This is a genomic window from Flavobacterium sp. UBA4854 (assembly GCF_002399805.1).
GTDB classification, from domain to species: Bacteria; Bacteroidota; Bacteroidia; order Flavobacteriales; family Flavobacteriaceae; genus Flavobacterium; species Flavobacterium ginsengisoli.
This window is the reverse complement of record NZ_DHEI01000087.1, coordinates 67,082-84,186: the sequence shown is the minus strand read 5'-3', so window position 1 is coordinate 84,186 and position 17,105 is coordinate 67,082. Positions and strand designations below refer to the sequence as shown.

General features: G+C 32.1%; 15 protein-coding genes and 1 pseudogene. 10 read left to right on the top strand and 6 right to left on the bottom strand.

Annotated features, from left to right (window positions below; translation table 11 throughout):
* Positions 1 to 236 (top strand): annotated as a pseudogene (locus B3J44_RS13085) (hypothetical protein); the annotation flags it as partial.
* A gap of 63 nt (positions 237 to 299) precedes the next feature.
* Here B3J44_RS13085 and B3J44_RS13080 read toward each other — a convergent pair.
* From B3J44_RS13080 to lysS, 4 genes are all read right to left on the bottom strand, one after another.
* Entirely contained in the window at positions 300 to 3,107 is a 2,808-nt protein-coding gene (locus B3J44_RS13080; RefSeq protein WP_286968822.1) for a VIT domain-containing protein, read from the bottom strand.
* 82 nt (positions 3,108 to 3,189) lie between these two features.
* Positions 3,190 to 4,335 carry a S1 family peptidase gene (locus B3J44_RS13075; protein ID WP_286968821.1) on the bottom strand — a complete coding sequence of 382 codons (1,146 nt, stop codon included), beginning with the start codon at positions 4,333 to 4,335 and terminating at the stop codon, positions 3,190 to 3,192.
* 305 nt (positions 4,336 to 4,640) lie between these two features.
* Positions 4,641 to 4,775 carry a hypothetical protein gene (locus tag B3J44_RS13070; protein WP_286968820.1) on the bottom strand — a complete coding sequence of 45 codons (135 nt, stop codon included), beginning with the start codon at positions 4,773 to 4,775 and terminating at the stop codon, positions 4,641 to 4,643.
* A 93-nt stretch (positions 4,776 to 4,868) separates the two neighbouring features.
* Positions 4,869 to 6,572: a lysine--tRNA ligase gene (gene lysS, locus B3J44_RS13065; RefSeq protein WP_286968819.1), complete on the bottom strand. Its 1,704-nt coding sequence runs from the start codon at positions 6,570 to 6,572 to the stop codon at positions 4,869 to 4,871.
* Positions 6,573 to 6,851: 279 nt separating this feature from the next.
* Between lysS and B3J44_RS13060 the strand changes: the two genes are divergently transcribed.
* From B3J44_RS13060 to B3J44_RS13045, 4 genes are all read left to right on the top strand, one after another.
* Entirely contained in the window at positions 6,852 to 7,568 is a 717-nt protein-coding gene (locus tag B3J44_RS13060; RefSeq protein WP_286968818.1) for a hypothetical protein, read from the top strand.
* A 75-nt stretch (positions 7,569 to 7,643) separates the two neighbouring features.
* Positions 7,644 to 8,387 carry a hypothetical protein gene (locus B3J44_RS13055; RefSeq protein ID WP_286968817.1) on the top strand — a complete coding sequence of 248 codons (744 nt, stop codon included), beginning with the start codon at positions 7,644 to 7,646 and terminating at the stop codon, positions 8,385 to 8,387.
* 5 nt (positions 8,388 to 8,392) lie between these two features.
* Entirely contained in the window at positions 8,393 to 9,091 is a 699-nt protein-coding gene (lipB, locus tag B3J44_RS13050; protein ID WP_286968816.1) for a lipoyl(octanoyl) transferase LipB, read from the top strand.
* 236 nt (positions 9,092 to 9,327) lie between these two features.
* Positions 9,328 to 10,179, top strand: a complete 852-nt coding sequence (locus B3J44_RS13045) for a nuclear transport factor 2 family protein (RefSeq protein WP_286968815.1) — start codon at positions 9,328 to 9,330, stop codon at positions 10,177 to 10,179.
* Positions 10,180 to 10,215: 36 nt separating this feature from the next.
* Here B3J44_RS13045 and B3J44_RS13040 read toward each other — a convergent pair whose 3' ends face one another.
* Positions 10,216 to 10,878 (bottom strand): ribonuclease HII, encoded by a 663-nt coding sequence (locus tag B3J44_RS13040; RefSeq protein WP_286968813.1) that lies wholly within the window; start codon positions 10,876 to 10,878, stop codon positions 10,216 to 10,218.
* A 169-nt stretch (positions 10,879 to 11,047) separates the two neighbouring features.
* Between B3J44_RS13040 and B3J44_RS13035 the strand changes: the two genes are divergently transcribed.
* From B3J44_RS13035 to B3J44_RS13015, 5 genes are all read left to right on the top strand, one after another.
* Positions 11,048 to 13,033 (top strand): putative porin, encoded by a 1,986-nt coding sequence (locus tag B3J44_RS13035; protein ID WP_286968812.1) that lies wholly within the window; start codon positions 11,048 to 11,050, stop codon positions 13,031 to 13,033.
* Between the two features lie 49 nt (positions 13,034 to 13,082).
* Entirely contained in the window at positions 13,083 to 14,444 is a 1,362-nt protein-coding gene (locus tag B3J44_RS13030) for a pyridoxal-phosphate dependent enzyme (RefSeq protein WP_198857529.1), read from the top strand.
* 79 nt (positions 14,445 to 14,523) lie between these two features.
* The gene (locus tag B3J44_RS13025; protein ID WP_278022603.1) at positions 14,524 to 15,006 is read left to right on the top strand and encodes a 3'-5' exonuclease; all 483 of its coding nucleotides are present in this window, start codon (positions 14,524 to 14,526) and stop codon (positions 15,004 to 15,006) included.
* A gap of 75 nt (positions 15,007 to 15,081) precedes the next feature.
* The gene (locus B3J44_RS13020; protein WP_286968811.1) at positions 15,082 to 16,353 is read left to right on the top strand and encodes a DUF2851 family protein; all 1,272 of its coding nucleotides are present in this window, start codon (positions 15,082 to 15,084) and stop codon (positions 16,351 to 16,353) included.
* A gap of 62 nt (positions 16,354 to 16,415) precedes the next feature.
* Positions 16,416 to 16,643, top strand: a complete 228-nt coding sequence (locus tag B3J44_RS13015; RefSeq protein ID WP_008466940.1) for a PspC family transcriptional regulator — start codon at positions 16,416 to 16,418, stop codon at positions 16,641 to 16,643.
* Between the two features lie 48 nt (positions 16,644 to 16,691).
* Here B3J44_RS13015 and B3J44_RS13010 read toward each other — a convergent pair.
* Positions 16,692 to 17,105, bottom strand: a 414-nt coding sequence (locus tag B3J44_RS13010; RefSeq protein ID WP_286968810.1) for an APC family permease, incomplete at its 5' end; no start/stop codon positions are given.

The window sequence follows — 17,105 nt, the reverse complement described above, 5'->3', positions numbered from 1 at the left end:
CTGTAATAAATCGTTTCACTGTAACCGATTTCCCAATTTATGTAACCTCTTCAGCAACAGAAAAATTTTATGATTTGATATTTGAAAGCGGAGGAAAATTTCATCTTCTAAAAATGAAAGGTGGAAAATATCCTTCCAATCCATCTGTTCAAGAAGTTATAAAAAGTAATGTTCCAAAAGAGAGTACAAAGGTTTTAGATATTCAAGGAAAGAAATTGGAGAAGTATTCGTTTTAAAAATAAAAAACCCGACAGATTTAAAAACCTGTCGGGTTTGAATATTAGTAAGCTTTGTAATTCCTAAAAATCAAATTCTCCAATTAGAATTTTACTATCGCTTTCACGTTTGTTTTCTTTTTGGCTTTGGAAAACAGCAATTTTTCGTTCCTGTCTGCCATCAGAATAGTAAAGGTAAACTTCTGCCATCACGGTTGTTGGTCCAGAAAGAATATTCTGTCTCTCACCGAAGAAATTCGTTTTAATTTTATATTTCCCTTTAATCGCTTTTTTAAGTAAAAATTGTTCAGGACCAAAACCTTGAGTAAAATCGTTACTTAATCTTCCTCCAATTTCTGTAGCTCTATGCGAGTACGAACAATCTTCTCCTCTTGGATCTGTAACCCAAAGATCGATATCTGTATTGTCTTTATTCCAGTTAATAACAATACGAATGTCTACTGGAAGATTTGCTTTTAAACGATCATCAACTTTGCTTGCATCAACATTTTTGTTTTGGCTTAAAATGTTATTGATTTCCATAATCAAAATCTCTTCAATACCATTATCTCTAATAGAAATCTCATCGGTATATTCCTGATAAAGCATGCCTTTATAGATATTAAGAGCTTCTTGAGGTTTTTTATTGTCTACCAAAGCTAATGCATAATCTCTATGACTTTGAGGATCAAATGGTCTCCATTCTAGAATCTTTTGAGTAATCCACAATTCTTTTTCATAATTGCCTCTTTGTTTCAATAGATAAGATATTGTCTTATATAACTCTTCGTTTTCCAAATCAAGTTCTGCTAATGTACTTAAAACCTTTAGAGAAAGTGCTTTGTCGCCTTTTTTGAATAGGAGTTTAGAAACATCAAAATAATAGGTTACCTGTTTCTCATATTTCGGACGATTTTCAAGATATTTCTGGTAAATCAATTCAGGCGATTGTAAAGACTGAAAATCTTTCATATACTCTTGAGTGCTTTCTACATCTACCAAAGTTATTTTACCTGTAGAAGTTTTTTTATCGCCTGCTCTACTTTCTGCAGAATATACAGCATTATCGCTAACAACACTTTCTTCAGCCGACGACAATTTTTGTGACTGCTTAGAAATTGTAGGATATTGTTTTTTTTCTGTAGGCTTAAATTCACTGTTCCACCAAGTGGTCAGTTCGCGTGTTTTATCAAAAGCTTTAGATAGAAGATTTCTTCTTTTCTCTAAAATTTGTTTTTTGTTTTGAGAAACGATTCTGTTGTATTCTGATATTAATTCCTCTGGAGGAGTAATGCCAAAACGCACATAATCATTAACATCATCCAATACGATAAGACTGGTGTTCTTACTTACTACACCAAACTGTTCGCTCAGATTTCTAATTTCATCACTGTTTTGTGTTGAGTTAAGTTCAAGATCATTAATTTTTCTTTGCGCCCAAAATTGTGCAAGAGGCCAATTGTCTACTTGTACAGCGTTAGTAAAATCTACAGGCACTTCAAATTTCTTGTCTCCGACTGAAAAAACAGCAGTAAGTTTACTCAAGTTTGAAGATGAAATTCCGAATATGTTCACTGGTTCATTTACGGCAGTTCCAACATTTGGAAACAATTCCTGAAGCGTATTTGTTTCTTTAAAGCCTAAAAATACAATAGGGAGCCTTTTATACGTTTTTAGAGCAGATTGCGTATCTAATTCGTTAAGATTGATAAAATTTCCGCCAGATTGTGATGCTAAAAGTTTCAGCAAATTAAAATCAGAAGTTGGTGTGCTTGTTATAGTGTTAACCGGTTTTTTGAATTTTAAAGTTAAATCTCCAAAATTTGAAATTCCGTCAGAAAATAAAAGATATTCATCTATTGATGAAATCTCTTTTAAAGCACCAAAATCAGTTCCGCCATCGTATTTCAGATTAAGAATTCTGTCTTTTAAGGCATTCCAGTTTCCTCCAGAAACCGTAAATTCTTCTGTTTTTTCTAGGGTATTATTTAGAAGAACAAAAGAGACTACAACATTCTTGTTATCTGAAAAATACGCATTAAGAAAGTCAAGTTCTTTTTGACGATCTCTCTTTGATCCGCTGAATGAATTATCCCAAATAATGGCAATTTTTTGAGATTTTGCTTTTTCTTTTACAGGGAAATTCATTGAAACGCTTGCTGCAAAATAAGATTTATCGTCAGAAGCTTTTTGAAGCATTACATTAGACGATTCATTTACTTTTGGAATAGCTATTTTAAGACTCTCATTTGGAGTGAAATTCGTTTTACTAATTTCAGCAATCCATTGATTTCCTTTCTTCTGAAAAGTAAAACTTCCATCTGGATTTTCTGTAATTTTAGGAGTTGTCAGACTTTCGTTGACCAATACTTTTAGATTAAATTTCGGAATGCTAACTGCATTTGCAAAACTTAAAAAATATTCATAATCGGTCGCAGAATTTTTTAATTCCTGATTGTAAGTAATCTTAATCATTCTGCTGCCTCTCGCAGTAATAGGATAAATTCTGGTTCTGAAATTGTTTCCAGCTACTTTTTCAATAATACCTGGATCTATATTTCTTTTTTCTATACTTTCAAAAACTTCTTTAGCTCGTTCTTTCGGAACAGGAACTGCATCTCTTAAGCTTCCGTTAATATCCAAAGCATAACCGCTTACGCTAACTCCTTCTGGCAATGGAAGTGTAAAATTCCCTTCTAAAATTCTGTCTCCAGGATTGTAAAATGTATAAGTTGCGGTAGTTGAAGCAAGATTCCCTAAAATTTTGGTTTCAATTTTCACCTCCTGTAAGATGACCGAATTTTTTTTCTGATTTTCGACATCCAGAGTTGGAATCTGTGAAAAAGCAACACCACAGAATAGTAGTGCGCAAATACTAAAAAATTTATTCATAATTAATTAAGTGCGATTTTTTATTCGATTTGAAATATCAAAATTCGATTAGTTTTAAAGTCTTTTTTCTGATTTTTTCAAATTAGAGCGATTGGATATGTTTGGCTACAATTCCAAAATTTATACCTTGAACCTGATCTACTCCACTGAAATTAACCGCAATCAGTTGGCCACATTCATTAAAAACTGGTGCGCCGCTCGCGCCATGTGTAGAAGTTATACTGTATTGAATTTTATTACCATCAGATTCTTTACTAATTTGACCATTGTAAAGCTGTACTTTTATGCCAGAGTTTGTTTGTGCCAAATCCATTCCCATCGGATAACCTACCATTATTGCTTTTTGGCCAGGAGCTAAAGAAGCATCATTATCAATAATATTATCAAGACTAATGATGTTGGTAACAGTTTGTGGAGTTTTATGAGTAACTAACTGTAAAAGACCTAAATCTACATTAGTGTCATCTGAAACTTTTTTAACCTCACAACTATTCCATTCACTATCAGAATTATGAAGAGCTACTTCAATGTCTAAAGTTTTTACATATACTTCAATGTTTTCTATGGGAACATATTCTTTTACCGGAATAGATGCTGCAATATCAGTAGATACTTGCACTGTATCTGTTTCTGTTTCATTAGAACTAACAAATTCTTCACCTGCTGACTCAGTAGTTTCTTCGCCTGATTCTTCATATTCTCCGTCTCCTTCACCTTCATCATACGACACCGAAGCATGTGACCAGTTGTTGTTAATAAAACTTTCATAGTCATTTTCAGAAACATCGGCAGTAAGAATAGAAGCAACCTTCATTCGTAGATTTCGTATAGTAGTATTTACTTTAGCGCTTTCTTCATCTGATGAATCCCATGGTTGTAAAACATGTCTATTGGTAATCATGTCACCTTCTGTATCAACAAAAAAGCCAGTTCCGTAAATTGTTTCTTCCTTAGCATCCTCAACATTAAGCTGAATTTCTTTTCCGTTAATTTTAGCAAAATAGCCATATCTATGCTTTATAAGCACAACTGCGTCTTTGTAAGCATCATAGATTTTGGTATCTGTGCCTAAACAAATAGCTTCTTTTTTAGGCGTAAAATATTTAAAACCTAAAAAGCCTGCAGCAGAGAGAACGATAATAGCAATGAGAATAAATTTGAAACGATTTCTTTTTTTCTTGACTGTTGTTTCCAAGTCTTCGTTTGGGGCGATCTTTCTAATTTTCATTTAAAGTATTGGTTGAAAAATGTTAATTGAATGGGTTTGGGTTCAAAAAAAAATAGACTTTATATAAAGTCTATTTTTTTTCAAATGTAGTAATTTGTTTGCTAAAAAAAAGCAAAAACAAAATCAATTGTATGTTCTTTATTAATGGAATTTTGTCTTGTTTTTGAATGTTGTAACAAGGCTTGTGAAAGTATTTTCTTGTAAAACAATTCGAGAAAAGTAAAGTGTTGTTTTCCAGTTTTTTAAAAAATGAGTTTTTGATTTTTGTTTTAAATGGTGATGGGAAGAAGTGTTTGTTGCATAAATTAAGAAAGCCATTCTAGGTCTTGTCTGTCTAAATCTTCTTGAGAAATGACTCTGCCATATTTTATATCTTTTTCGCTTTTTTTGATGATTTCTATTTCGTCTTCATCAAATTGATAAATTTCTTGATCATTCATGGTTAAGTTGTTTTTTGTTTAGACAATTTAAATAAAAAAGCCCTACAGATTTAAACCTGCAGGGCTGTATTTATAATAAAATAAGACAAAATTTTATCCCACCAATTCCACAAATTTAAACTCGCCGTCAACGACAACTTTAGTCAAACCGTGTTTAGATAAGTTTTTCATAGAAGCATCCCATTTTTTACCGCTTAAGTTAGCTGTAATTTTTAGCTGCGTCAAATCCATTCTATTTTCATTTTTTGTAAGCAAGTCAATAATGAATTTTTCTTCATCAGAAAGTTCAATCTGAGCTTGTTTTTTCTCAGGACGCATTTGAGGAAACAATAAAACTTCTTGAATCGAAGCATTGTTTGTCAAATACATAATCAAACGATCCATTCCAATTCCCATTCCAGAAGTAGGAGGCATACCGTACTCAAGAGCTCTTAAGAAATCTTCGTCGATAATTCCGTTTGCTTCATCATCACCTTTTGCTGCCAAACGCATTTGATCTTCAAAACGTTCTCTTTGGTCAATTGGGTCATTTAATTCAGAATATGCATTTGCAATTTCTTTACCGCAAACCATTAATTCAAAACGCTCAGTCAAATCTGGATTATCGCGGTGCTCTTTACAAAGCGGAGACATTTCTTTAGGATAATCTGTAATGAAAGTTGGCTGAATATAATTTCCTTCACATTTAGCTCCAAAAATTTCATCAATCAATTTTCCTTTACCCATTGTTTCGTCAACCTCGATTCCCATTCCGCGAGCAGCTTCAAACAATTCTTGTTCTGTTTTTCCAGAAATATCAAAACCAGTAAAATGTTTGATAGAATCTGTCATTGTAACACGTGCATAAGGCGCTTTAAAGTTAATTTTGTGCTCGCCAAAAGTAATTTCGCTAGTTCCGTTAACTGCAATTGCACAATGCTCCAATAAGCCTTCCGCAAATTCCATCATCCAGTTGTAGTCTTTGTAGGCTACATATATTTCCATTGCCGTAAACTCAGGATTATGCGTTCTGTCCATACCTTCGTTACGGAAGTTTCTAGAAAACTCATAAACACCTTCAAATCCACCAACAATTAATCTTTTTAAGTATAACTCATTTGCAATACGCATATAAAGCGGAATATCAAGCGAGTTGTGGTGCGTAATAAATGGTCTTGCCGAAGCACCACCAGGAATTGATTGTAAAACCGGAGTATCAACCTCTAAATATCCTGCGTCGTTAAAATAACCACGCATCGCACTGAACAATTTAGTACGTTTGATGAAAGTTTCTTTAACTTGTGGGTTTACTGTTAAATCTACATAACGCATTCTGTAACGTAACTCAGCATCATTAAATGCGTCGTGAACATTTCCTTCTTCGTCAACTTTTGGTAACGGTAACGGACGTAAAGTTTTGCTTAAGAAAGTAAAACCAGTCACGCGAATACATTTTGCACCAACTTGAGTTGTAAACAATTCACCTTCAATACCAATAAAATCACCTAGATCGGTTAATTTTTTAAACACTTGGTTGTATAGCGTTTTATCGTCACCTTCACACAAAACATCGCGATTTACGTACAATTGAATACGTCCTTCGCTATCTTGTAACTCAGCAAAACAAGCTTTACCTTGATCACGAACACTCATCAAACGACCCGCAACGATAACCTTCTTACCCTCTTCAAACGTTTCCTTTATCTGCTTAGATGTATGATTTACAGGAAAAAGATTAGCTGGATAAGGATTGATTCCTAAGTTGCGTAAGTTCTGAAGTTTTTCTCTTCTAATGATTTCTTGTTCTGATAATGCCATTTTGTGCTATTTTTTTAAGTGTGCAAAGATAAAATTTTTGTTTCAAGTTTCAACTCAAAGTGTTAAGGTTTTTTGCAGCAGAAATTTTCGTCTTTTCATGAACGTTTTGTCCCGCTATACGCTTGTATCTTTTCCTTGCTAAAGAAGCAAGAAAAAGGATACCGCTTCTATCGGGGCTAGATTAGAAATTTTCGTTTTCAAAAGAGTTTTTAGTTGGAATGCAATGACTGAAAAAACTTACTATATTAGCTTTTTGTAACTTTAGAATTTTAACAAAAAATGAAATATTTATCCGTTTTTTTACTGTTGTTTTCTTTTATAAGCTGTCAAATTACAGAAACACTTACCATAAATTCAGACAGAAGCGGAAGTATCGAAGTATACAGTCTTCGAGATGAGAATAGTTTCGCCCAGTTAGGAAGACAAGATTTTGGAGATGAAAAATTTATAGATACAACTTTTACTTTTCGAGATTACATCGTCAAGTACCAAGATACTTTTGTGAAATTTAATAAAGCCGACCAAGCTTTATTTACAGAGCATGCAAATGTAAAAATGCAGATCAAATTGGACCCAATTCAAATGGAAAATTTCAACAAAGTAGCTTTCGATTTTAAGAACATAGAAGACATACCTAATCTTTATGAAAGCCTTGGATTGGCAAATTCTCTTAAAGAAAATTATCCCATATACAGAAAAAGCTATAAAATAAAATACACTTTTGATGGTAAAGTCTTTAAAAGAACTTTAGCCATAACCAATCCAGAAAAATTTGAAAAAGATAAAAAAGAAATGGATGAACACGAAAAAATATATTCTAAGTATAAAGTAATGCAATCCTATACGCTCAAATATTATTTTCCTCAAAAAATAAAATCGGTTTCAAATTCAAACGCAATTATTGGTTCAGACCAAAAATCTTTAAGCTTAAAATTTCAGCTTTCAGATTGTTTAAAAAATCCAGAAAGTACAAATCTAGAAGTTGTTTTAGAATAAAAAGGTTTTAGCGGGTTTTTAAATAAAGTTAGCGCCTTAAAAAAGTTCGTATCTTTGATGAAAAATTGTACATCGATGAAATTATACAAATTACTTTGTTTTTCTTTTTTAATAGCGACTTTAACTAGCTGTACTTTCACTGAAAATGTTTACATAAACGATAATGGAACCGGAAAATTCTCTGTAGACATGGACGGTTCTCCTATAATGGAAATGGCTGGTGATCAAATTGCAGGTCAAATGGGAGACAATAAAAAAGATATAGATACTACTTTTACTTTTAAAGAAGTATTTCAAGAGAAAAAAGACAGTATTGCCAAATTGTCGCCAGAAACACAAAAAGAACTTAAAAAACTGGAAAGTTATGTTGTATCGACAAAAATAAGTTCAGAGAAGAAAGAATTTCTAATGAACATGTCAACTGATTTTAAAAACGTAAACGAATTACAAGATATTTTACAGACATTGGGCACGCTGCAAAAATTAGAAGGAGGCAAAAATCCTATGGGAAGCGGTTTTGGAGATAATGGCAGTAAATTAAGTTATACTTATGACGGAAAGAAATTTACAAGAAAAGCAGTAGTCGATCAACAAAAAAAGGCAGCAAAGGCGCAAGATGCAGAAGGAGATATGTCAAAAATGATGTTTGCTTCGTCTAGCTACATTGTAAAATATCACTTTCCAAAAAAGATAAAGAAAGTCTCTAATCCAAGCGCTTTGTTTAGCGACGACAGAAAATCAATTACAATTCAATACTCTTTTACGGATTATATGGAGAATCCCGACAAACTTGACTGTGATGTTGAGTTTGAAAAATAATTAAAATGAACAAGAAAATCCAACTTCAGGATCTGGGTAAAAAAGATTATAAATCTACTTGGGAATATCAAGAAGAAATCTTTAAAGATATAGTCGATTTAAAAATCAAGAATAGAAGAGAAGAACTAGAGCTGCCAACACCAAATTATTTGCTGTTTGTAGAGCATCCGCATGTTTATACTTTAGGAAAAAGTGGCGATCTAGAGAACTTATTATTAAACGAAAAACAACTCGAAGCCAAAGGAGCGACTTTTTATAAAATCAATCGTGGCGGAGATATTACGTATCACGGACCAGGACAAATTGTAGGTTATCCGATTTTAGATTTAGAAAATTTCTTTACTGATATTCATAAATACCTTCGTTTGTTAGAAGAGTCAATCATTCTAACTTTGGCAGAATACGGTTTAGAATCGGGCAGAAGCGAAGGAGAAACTGGAGTTTGGCTTGGCGTAGGAACTCCGTTTGCACGTAAAATATGCGCAATGGGCGTTCGTGCTTCAAGATGGGTTACCATGCACGGATTTGCTTTAAATGTAAATGTCGATTTAGGATATTTTGATAATATTATTCCATGCGGTATTCGCGGAAAAGGCGTTACTTCTTTAAACGTAGAACTTGGGGTAGAAAAAGTAGATGAAGAAGAAGTAAAAGCTAAAATCATAAAACATTTCACAGAGCTCTTTGAAGCTGAATTTGTTTAAAAACATCTCTAAGAAAGTAAACCGTTTCAGATATTCATTTGAAACGGTTTTTTATTTCGTGTCAATTTTTAGAGAGAAATCGGTTTTTTTCTAAAAAAATATTGAAAAAAGAGAAAAACCATTTCGCAAAAGTTAAGATTTTGAAAGAAAGACAAATTATAGATTATTCGTCGTTCTCTAAGGTATTTATGCTAAATTTGAGTACTTACTATTAAAATTTTAATTCCTGATTGCTTATGAGAAAAATCTACTTATTCTGTTTTCTTTTTGTGCTAAATGGTCTTTTTGCCCAAAAGAAAGATAAATTATATCCAGTTACAGTTTATGAAAAAGTGTGGCAGGAAAAAAATAGCGATACTAGATTAAAGATGATAAAATCAATCTGGTTAGAAGACAGTACTTTTGAAGATCCTTCAGCTTCTATAAAAGGAACTGTTGCGTTTAATAATGTTATTAACGAATTTTATAAGAAAAACCCAGATGCAGTTTTAACTTCGGGAGCCAAAATTGTAAAGGACAATTATGTAACTTGGGAATGGAAAATTCTTGATTCTAAAAATAATCTTGTAATGGCTGGACGTGATTTTGCACGTTTAAACGGAAAAGGGCAGGTAAGTAAAATTATTAGTTTCTGGGATAAAGGAGCAACTTTGTCTGAGGCTGATATTTTAAAGAATCTAGAAGCTGATAATCTGAAAGTAGTGGCGAAATATTATGAAAGTCTTTTTAAAACAAGAGACTTTGATGCTTTGAGTGCTTTAATTGCAGACGGAGCAGTTTATAATCAAGCTACAGGATTGCCTTACGGAGGAACTTATATTGGTTTTAGCGAATGGACAAAAATGTTCACAAAATCAACAGAGTTTTTTGACTTACAGATAGAAAAAGAACCGGTTTATTTTAGTGATGCTTCTAAAAATGAAGTAATCATTTATTTTACAATAAGCTGTAAATCTAAAAAATCAGGTAAAACAATGTCAGTTCCAATTTCAGAACATTTTGATTTGAATGACGGAAAAATTACGGCTGTCAGACCTTTTTATTATGACACAAAAACATTTGCAGAATTCTTAAAAAGTAAAAAATAATAAAAAACGACCTATCCAAAATAGGTCGTTTTTTTATTAGAAGAGATCAAGTTCTAGTTGCTCTGGCAAAAGTCTAAAACTCATTCTATGGTATTTTGTGGTTCCAAATTCTTTAATGGCTTCACGATGCTCTTTGGTTGGATATCCTTTGTTTTGTTTCCAATTGTACATCGGAAATTCTTCGTGAATTTGATCCATATATTCATCGCGATATGTTTTTGCTAAAACAGATGCAGCAGCAATACTCAAGTATTTTCCATCGCCTTTGATAATACTTTGGTTCGGAATCGATTTTAAAAGTGCAATTTCGTCCTGAGAAAACTGTTTTCCAAAAGTATTTTTAAGTCCGAGTTTAGCATTTAAGGAACGATTTCCATCAACAATAATATATTCTGGAACATGCTTTAACTTTAAAATGCATTCTTGCATTCCTTTCATAGAAGCATTTAAAATATTTATTTCATCAATTTCGTCTGGAAACAAATGCGTTACGGCAAAACATAAAGCTTCTTTTTCTATAATTGGTCTTAAAAGCGCTCTTGTTTTTTCAGACAATTGCTTACTATCATTCAAGATTTTATTTTCAAAATGTTCGGGTAAAATTATAGCTGCGGCAGTAACTGGACCAGCTAGACATCCTCTGCCAGCCTCATCGGTTCCGGTTTCCAAAACAAATCCTGAGAAATTTTTTTCGAGCATTTTTTAGGTTTTAAATAACAAATTAGATGAAATTTTTGGCAAAAATATTCGTTTTCGTACTGTCAGCCAAGGCAATTGTATAAAATGAAGTGTTTTTTTATTTATTTGTTTTTATAATTTACCTTTGCTTAGCAAATTTTGTCAAAATAAATTTATACAAAGCCATCAAATGAGAATATTCATTTTTCTATATCTATTAGTTGTACCAACTTTATTGTTTTCTCAAGAAAAAAATCCTGCTTCTAAAAATAATTTAGATATGAATACGAAATATTCAAGTATTACGGATACAGTAAAAAAGAAAAAACAAAAAATAGCGAAAATAGACCAGTATAAAATTGTTACTCTAGAACACGATACAATTTATGCCGATACTTCGCTGACTCTTAAAAGCGCCTACAAACAAAATCATCTAAGAAAAGATCTTTTTGGTCTTATGGAGTTCTCTAATATTGGACAGCCTTTAAATACATTACAATATAGTTTGACAAGTTTTTCTCCGTATCCTGAAATTGGTTTTAGTGGCAAGCATTCTATTTACATGCAGGCAGATCAAATTAGATATTATTCTGTTGCAACACCTTTTACGGAGTTGTTTTTTAACACTACGATTAAAAAAGGGCAAAATGTAGATTCATTTATCACATTAAACGTTTCTAAAAATCTTAATTTTTCTATTGCTTATAAAGGATTAAGATCTGAAGGAGATTATAATAACCAATTGGTTAGTGCAGGAAATTTAAGAATTACAACCAGTTATGCTACAACAGACAAGCGTTATGCGATAAATGCACATTTTACAAATCAAGATATTTTGAATGAAGAAAATGGAGGTATAACGAGTGATTCTGATTTTGAAAGCAATAGTAATGATTATAAAAACCGACAGAGATTGCAGGTTTATTTAACCGATGCAGAATCATTTTTAAAAGGGCGAAGATTGTTTTTTGACCATGCTTTTAGAGTAAATCCAAAAGATGGGAGCAATAACCTTTATATAACGCATCAATTTAATTATGAATATAAGGATTACGAATATAAGCAACCGACGGTAATTTCGACTATAACTGCTAATGACGGAACAACTAGCCGCATACAACGATTTGGAGATTCCTATTCGTCAGGCAATATTAACGATCAGACCAAATATGAGAGACTTTATAATAAAGTAGGTGCAGCTTATGAGAATTCGCTGTTAGGTAAATTTATATTTTTTATAGACGATTACAGATCTAATTACAAATACAACCGAGTTATTATTGGTTCTGATGGAAATGCGATTCCAGATAATTTGTTTTTGCAGTTTAATAATTTCGGTGCTCAGTACGAATATCAGAAAAACAAATGGAACGGTAGATTTTTGTATTCTAGATCAATTACCAACCAATCGCTTTCAGATTTAGATGCAAAGTTGCGATATAATATGAACGAAAAAATCAAGTTTGATTTTAGATATCGCAATATCAATAAACTGCCTAATAATAATTATAATTTGTATCAAAGTAGTTGGATTTCATACAATTGGTCAAATAATTTTAAAAACGAAAAAATCAATTCGTTAAGTGCAGAAATTACAACTCCTTGGTTGACAGGACAAGTTCAGTATACGGTATTAAAAGATCATTTGTATTTTACAGATATGGCTACAGATGCGGAGCAAGCAGCTCAAGAGCAGATCGTTAAGCCAATGCAGTATGGAAATGTAATTAACTATTTAGAAATAAAAGCAAGCAGAGAGTTTAAATTTGGACCTTTTGCATTAGATAATACGCTTTTGTATCAAAAAGTAGATCAATCAGATTTAATTTTAAATGTACCTGATTTTGTAACTAGAAACACATTCTATTATTCAAATCATTTCTTTAAAAAAGCTTTATTTATGCAGACAGGGCTTGTATTTAATTACTTTACGAAGTATTACGGAGATGATTATAACCCTGTTATTGCTGAATTTTTTGTACAGCAGGAGAAAAAAACGGGTGGTTTTGCAACATTCGATTTCTTTGTGAATGCCAGAATACGCCAAACGCGTTTTTATTTAAAAGCAGAGCATTTTAATGCTTTGTTTTCGCAGAGCAACTATTATTCAGCGCCACATAATCCGTATCGTGATTTTGTGTTGCGTTTTGGTCTGGTTTGGAATTTCTTCCAATAAAAAACGGACTATTTTTTATTTAGAACCACTTAATAAAACTTAAATAAAAATGGACTTTTCAAATAATATTTTAGAAACAATTGGTAACACGCCATTGGTAAAACTGAACAAAATTGTTGCTGAAATTGATGCATTAGTATTGGCAAAAGTCGAAACCTTTAATCCTGGTAATTCTGTAAAAGACAGAATGGCTGTAAAAATGATTGAAGATGCTGAGGCAGACGGCCGATTAAAACCTGGAGGGACTATTATTGAAGGAACTTCTGGAAATACGGGAATGGGACTTGCACTTGTGGCAATCGTAAAAGGCTACAAATTAATTTGTGTGATTTCAGACAAACAGTCTAAAGAAAAAATGGATATTCTTCGTGCTGTTGGTGCAAAAGTTGTTGTTTGTCCTACAGATGTTGAGCCTACAGATCCACGTTCATATTATTCGGTTTCAAAACGTTTAGCAGAAGAAACGCCAAATTCTTGGTATGTAAATCAGTACGATAATATGTCAAATTCATTGGCGCACTATGAGCAAACTGGACCAGAAATTTGGAAACAGACTGATGGAAAAATCACTCATTTTGTTGTTGGTGTTGGAACAGGAGGAACTATTTCTGGAGTTGGAAAATATTTGAAGGAACAAAATCCAAATATTAAAATCTGGGGTATTGATACTTATGGTTCTGTTTTTAAGAAATACCATGAAACAGGAATCTTCGACGAAAACGAAATCTATTCGTATATAACAGAAGGTATTGGAGAAGATATTCTGCCTAAGAATGTTGATTTTTCTCTAATTGACGGTTTTACAAAAGTAACCGATAAAGATGCTGCAGTTTATACTAGAAAGATTGCTCTTGAAGAAGGAATTTTTGTTGGAAATTCTGCTGGAGCTTGTATTAAAGGTTTGTTACAGTTAAAAGAACATTTTAAACCAGATGATGTAGTTGTGGTATTATTTCACGATTCTGGAAGCCGTTATGTTGGAAAAATGTTTAATGATGATTGGATGCGCGAACGCGGATTTTTGGAAGAAAACATAACAAAAGCAGAAGACGTTATTAAAGATCATATTGACAAAGAATTAATCGTTGTTCGTACAGAGGAATTGGTCTCGCATGCAATTGAGCGTATGCGTAAATATAAGATTTCGCAAATTCCAGTTGTAGATATCAATGGTTTTGTTGGTTCTGTAGACGAAACAGATTTGTTTAGAAGTTATGTTGAAGATAAAAATGTTGCCGAAAAACCAATTAAAGAGGTGATGGGTAAACCTTTTCCAATTGTAAAATTAGGAACACCAATTGAGGAAGTTTCGAAACTTTTCAGCAAAGAAAATGACGCTGTTTTGGTTGATTTAGGAAACGGACATCATCACATTATTACTAAATATGATATTATTGGCGCAATAAAATAAGCCTTTATAAATACAAAAAATCCATAAATCTTATTGTAAAACAATTAGGTTTATGGATTTTGTCTTTTAAATATATAAAATGAATTTTACAGCTATAGATTTTGAAACCGCAACAGGATATCATCCATGTTCGGTGGGTATTGTAACAGTCGAAAACGGAATTATAGTTGACGAATATGTAACTTTAATTAAGCCACCAAATAATGAGTATAATCCGTTTACGATTCGTGTTCATGGAATTTACCCAAAAGATACTATCAACGCAAAATCTTTTTTCCAAATTTACCCTGAGATTGAAAAGAGACTAAAAAATAGAGTTGTGGTAGCGCATAATGAAAGTTTTGACCGGAATGTTTTAATGAAAACAATGTTGCTTCATGGCTTAAATTATGAAGATTTGAATATTGCTACAAAATGGGAATGCACGGTTAAAATCTATAAAGCAAAAGGCATAAAGCCAACAAAATTAAGTGATTGCTGTCGCGAAATGGATATTCAGCTCAATCACCACGAAGCTTTATCAGATGCAAGGGCTTGTGCTAAGTTATATATGCTTCGTTAATTTTTTATATTTGTAAGAATAATATTAAAAAATAATTTACTTTTAGATTTTGTAACAGCATCATAAAATCTAAAAATGAAAGAAGACTTTCTTCATTATCTCTGGAAATTCAAGAAATTTGATAGCTTGAATTTAAAAACTGTCCAAGGCGAAGTAATAACAATTTTAAAATCGGGCGATTATCTAGAACTTGCTGGACCTGATTTTTTCAATGCTTATATAGAAATTGGAAATCAGAAATGGGCAGGCAATGTCGAGATTCATTTAAAATCTTCAGATTGGTATTTGCACAATCATGAGAAAGATCCTGCCTACAAAAATGTCATTCTTCATGTAGTGTGGGAAAACGATACTGCTGTTTTTAGAGAAAACAATACTGAAATTCCTGTTTTGGTTCTTAAAGATTATGTTTCAAAAGAAATAATCGAAAATTATAATACATTGGTTGCTCCAAAAACTTGGATTTCTTGCGAAAGACAATTAAAAGATATTGATGGTTTTGTTTTTAAAAACTGGCAAGAAAGATTGTTTTTTGAGCGTTTAGAGAGAAAATCTAAGTTTATTTATCAATTATTAGAAGAAACCAATCAAGATTGGGAAGCCGTCTTATTTTGCCTTCTAGCAAAGAATTTTGGTTTGAATACAAATGGAAATTCCTTTCTGCAGATTTCAAAAGCAATTCCGTTTGCTATAATCAGAAAAGAGAGTTTTGAGGTTGAAAATTTAGAAGCGCTGCTATTTGGAACTTCAAATTTATTAAATGCAGAAAAAGAAGATGTTTACTATAAAGATTTAAAGTTTCGTTATTTCTATTTACTGCATAAATATCAAATAGAAAAAACATATACAGAACCGCTTCAGTTTTTTAAACTTCGGCCAGATAATTTTCCAACAATTAGACTTTCTCAATTGGCGGCATTATATCATAAACATCAAAATCTGTTTTCAAAAATTATTGATTTAAAATCTGTCGATACTGTATATAGTTTGCTAACGGTATCTGCGAGCCAGTATTGGCAAAATCACTATAAGTTTGATAAAGAAAGTATAAAGAAATCAAAAACACTTTCTAAGTCATTTATAGGTCTGCTGATTCTAAATACGATTGTTCCGCTCCAATTTGCTTATTCAAACATCATGGGTGAGTCAATTGCCGAAGATTTAATTGATTTTATGAATGAAGTCACTTCAGAAAAAAATGCTATTATCGATAAATTTAATTCGTTTGGCATTAAGTCAAAAACGGCATTTGATAGCCAGGCATTATTAGAACTCAAAAATGAATATTGCGAACGCAAGGCTTGCTTAAAATGTGCTATCGGATTGGAGTTGCTTAAAAATAATTAACGAATTAGAAAATTTCATAATTAGATAATTCCTATTTTTGTAAATCTAAAATCTAAAAAGAAATGTCAGCAATTTTAAAACTAAAATTCTTTTTTGAAAAATATGGTTTCCATGTTTCTTCAAGACTAGCAGATAAACTTGGAATGCGCGTAACAAGTGTGCGCTTGTTTTTTATTTACATTTCTTTTGTTACAGCTGGTTTAGGGTTTGGAGTTTATTTAACTCTTGCTTTCTGGATCAGACTAAAAGATTTAATTCGCTCAAAAAGAACATCAGTATTCGATTTATAAAAAAAGCTCCAATTTTAAATTGGAGCTTTTTTTATGAAGTTGTATTTATTATTCTTCTGTTGTATTGTTAAGTCTAGATCTTTTCTTGCTATATCCAAAGTATACAATTATACCCAAAATTAGCCATCCAAAAGATAGTAACTGTGCATCTTTACTTAAATTAAAAATTAAATAAGAATTAATTGCAATTCCTAATACCGCAATAACTGGTAAAGCAGGAACTTTAAATGTTCTTGTTAATCCTGGTTGTTTTACTCTTAAAATCCAAACAGCGATACAAACCATTGTAAAGGCAAACAAAGTACCAAAACTTGTCATATCAGCCAATTTGTTGATTGGTGTAAAAGCAGCAACAGTTGCGATAATAGCTCCAAGAATCATTAAGTTCGTTTTTGGAGTTCCAGAAATAGGGTTTACTTTAGAGAAAACAGAAGGAATTAAACCATCTTTAGACATTCCAAG

What these genes read in the sequence shown, in the direction of transcription:
- B3J44_RS13030 (WP_198857529.1), top strand. Translation starts at nt 13,083, where the DNA reads ATGGACTTTTCAAATAATATTTTAGAAACAATTGGTAACACGCCATTG.
- B3J44_RS13015 (WP_008466940.1), top strand. Translation starts at nt 16,416, where the DNA reads ATGTCAGCAATTTTAAAACTAAAATTCTTTTTTGAAAAATATGGTTTC.
- B3J44_RS13035 (WP_286968812.1), top strand. Translation starts at nt 11,048, where the DNA reads ATGAGAATATTCATTTTTCTATATCTATTAGTTGTACCAACTTTATTG.
- B3J44_RS13055 (WP_286968817.1), top strand. Translation starts at nt 7,644, where the DNA reads ATGAAATTATACAAATTACTTTGTTTTTCTTTTTTAATAGCGACTTTA.
- B3J44_RS13040 (WP_286968813.1), bottom strand. Translation starts at nt 10,878, where the DNA reads ATGCTCGAAAAAAATTTCTCAGGATTTGTTTTGGAAACCGGAACCGAT.
- lysS (WP_286968819.1), bottom strand. Translation starts at nt 6,572, where the DNA reads ATGGCATTATCAGAACAAGAAATCATTAGAAGAGAAAAACTTCAGAAC.
- lipB (WP_286968816.1), top strand. Translation starts at nt 8,393, where the DNA reads ATGAACAAGAAAATCCAACTTCAGGATCTGGGTAAAAAAGATTATAAA.
- B3J44_RS13045 (WP_286968815.1), top strand. Translation starts at nt 9,328, where the DNA reads ATGAGAAAAATCTACTTATTCTGTTTTCTTTTTGTGCTAAATGGTCTT.
- B3J44_RS13020 (WP_286968811.1), top strand. Translation starts at nt 15,082, where the DNA reads ATGAAAGAAGACTTTCTTCATTATCTCTGGAAATTCAAGAAATTTGAT.
- B3J44_RS13070 (WP_286968820.1), bottom strand. Translation starts at nt 4,775, where the DNA reads ATGAATGATCAAGAAATTTATCAATTTGATGAAGACGAAATAGAAATC.
- B3J44_RS13075 (WP_286968821.1), bottom strand. Translation starts at nt 4,335, where the DNA reads ATGAAAATTAGAAAGATCGCCCCAAACGAAGACTTGGAAACAACAGTC.
- B3J44_RS13080 (WP_286968822.1), bottom strand. Translation starts at nt 3,107, where the DNA reads ATGAATAAATTTTTTAGTATTTGCGCACTACTATTCTGTGGTGTTGCT.
- B3J44_RS13025 (WP_278022603.1), top strand. Translation starts at nt 14,524, where the DNA reads ATGAATTTTACAGCTATAGATTTTGAAACCGCAACAGGATATCATCCA.
- B3J44_RS13060 (WP_286968818.1), top strand. Translation starts at nt 6,852, where the DNA reads ATGAAATATTTATCCGTTTTTTTACTGTTGTTTTCTTTTATAAGCTGT.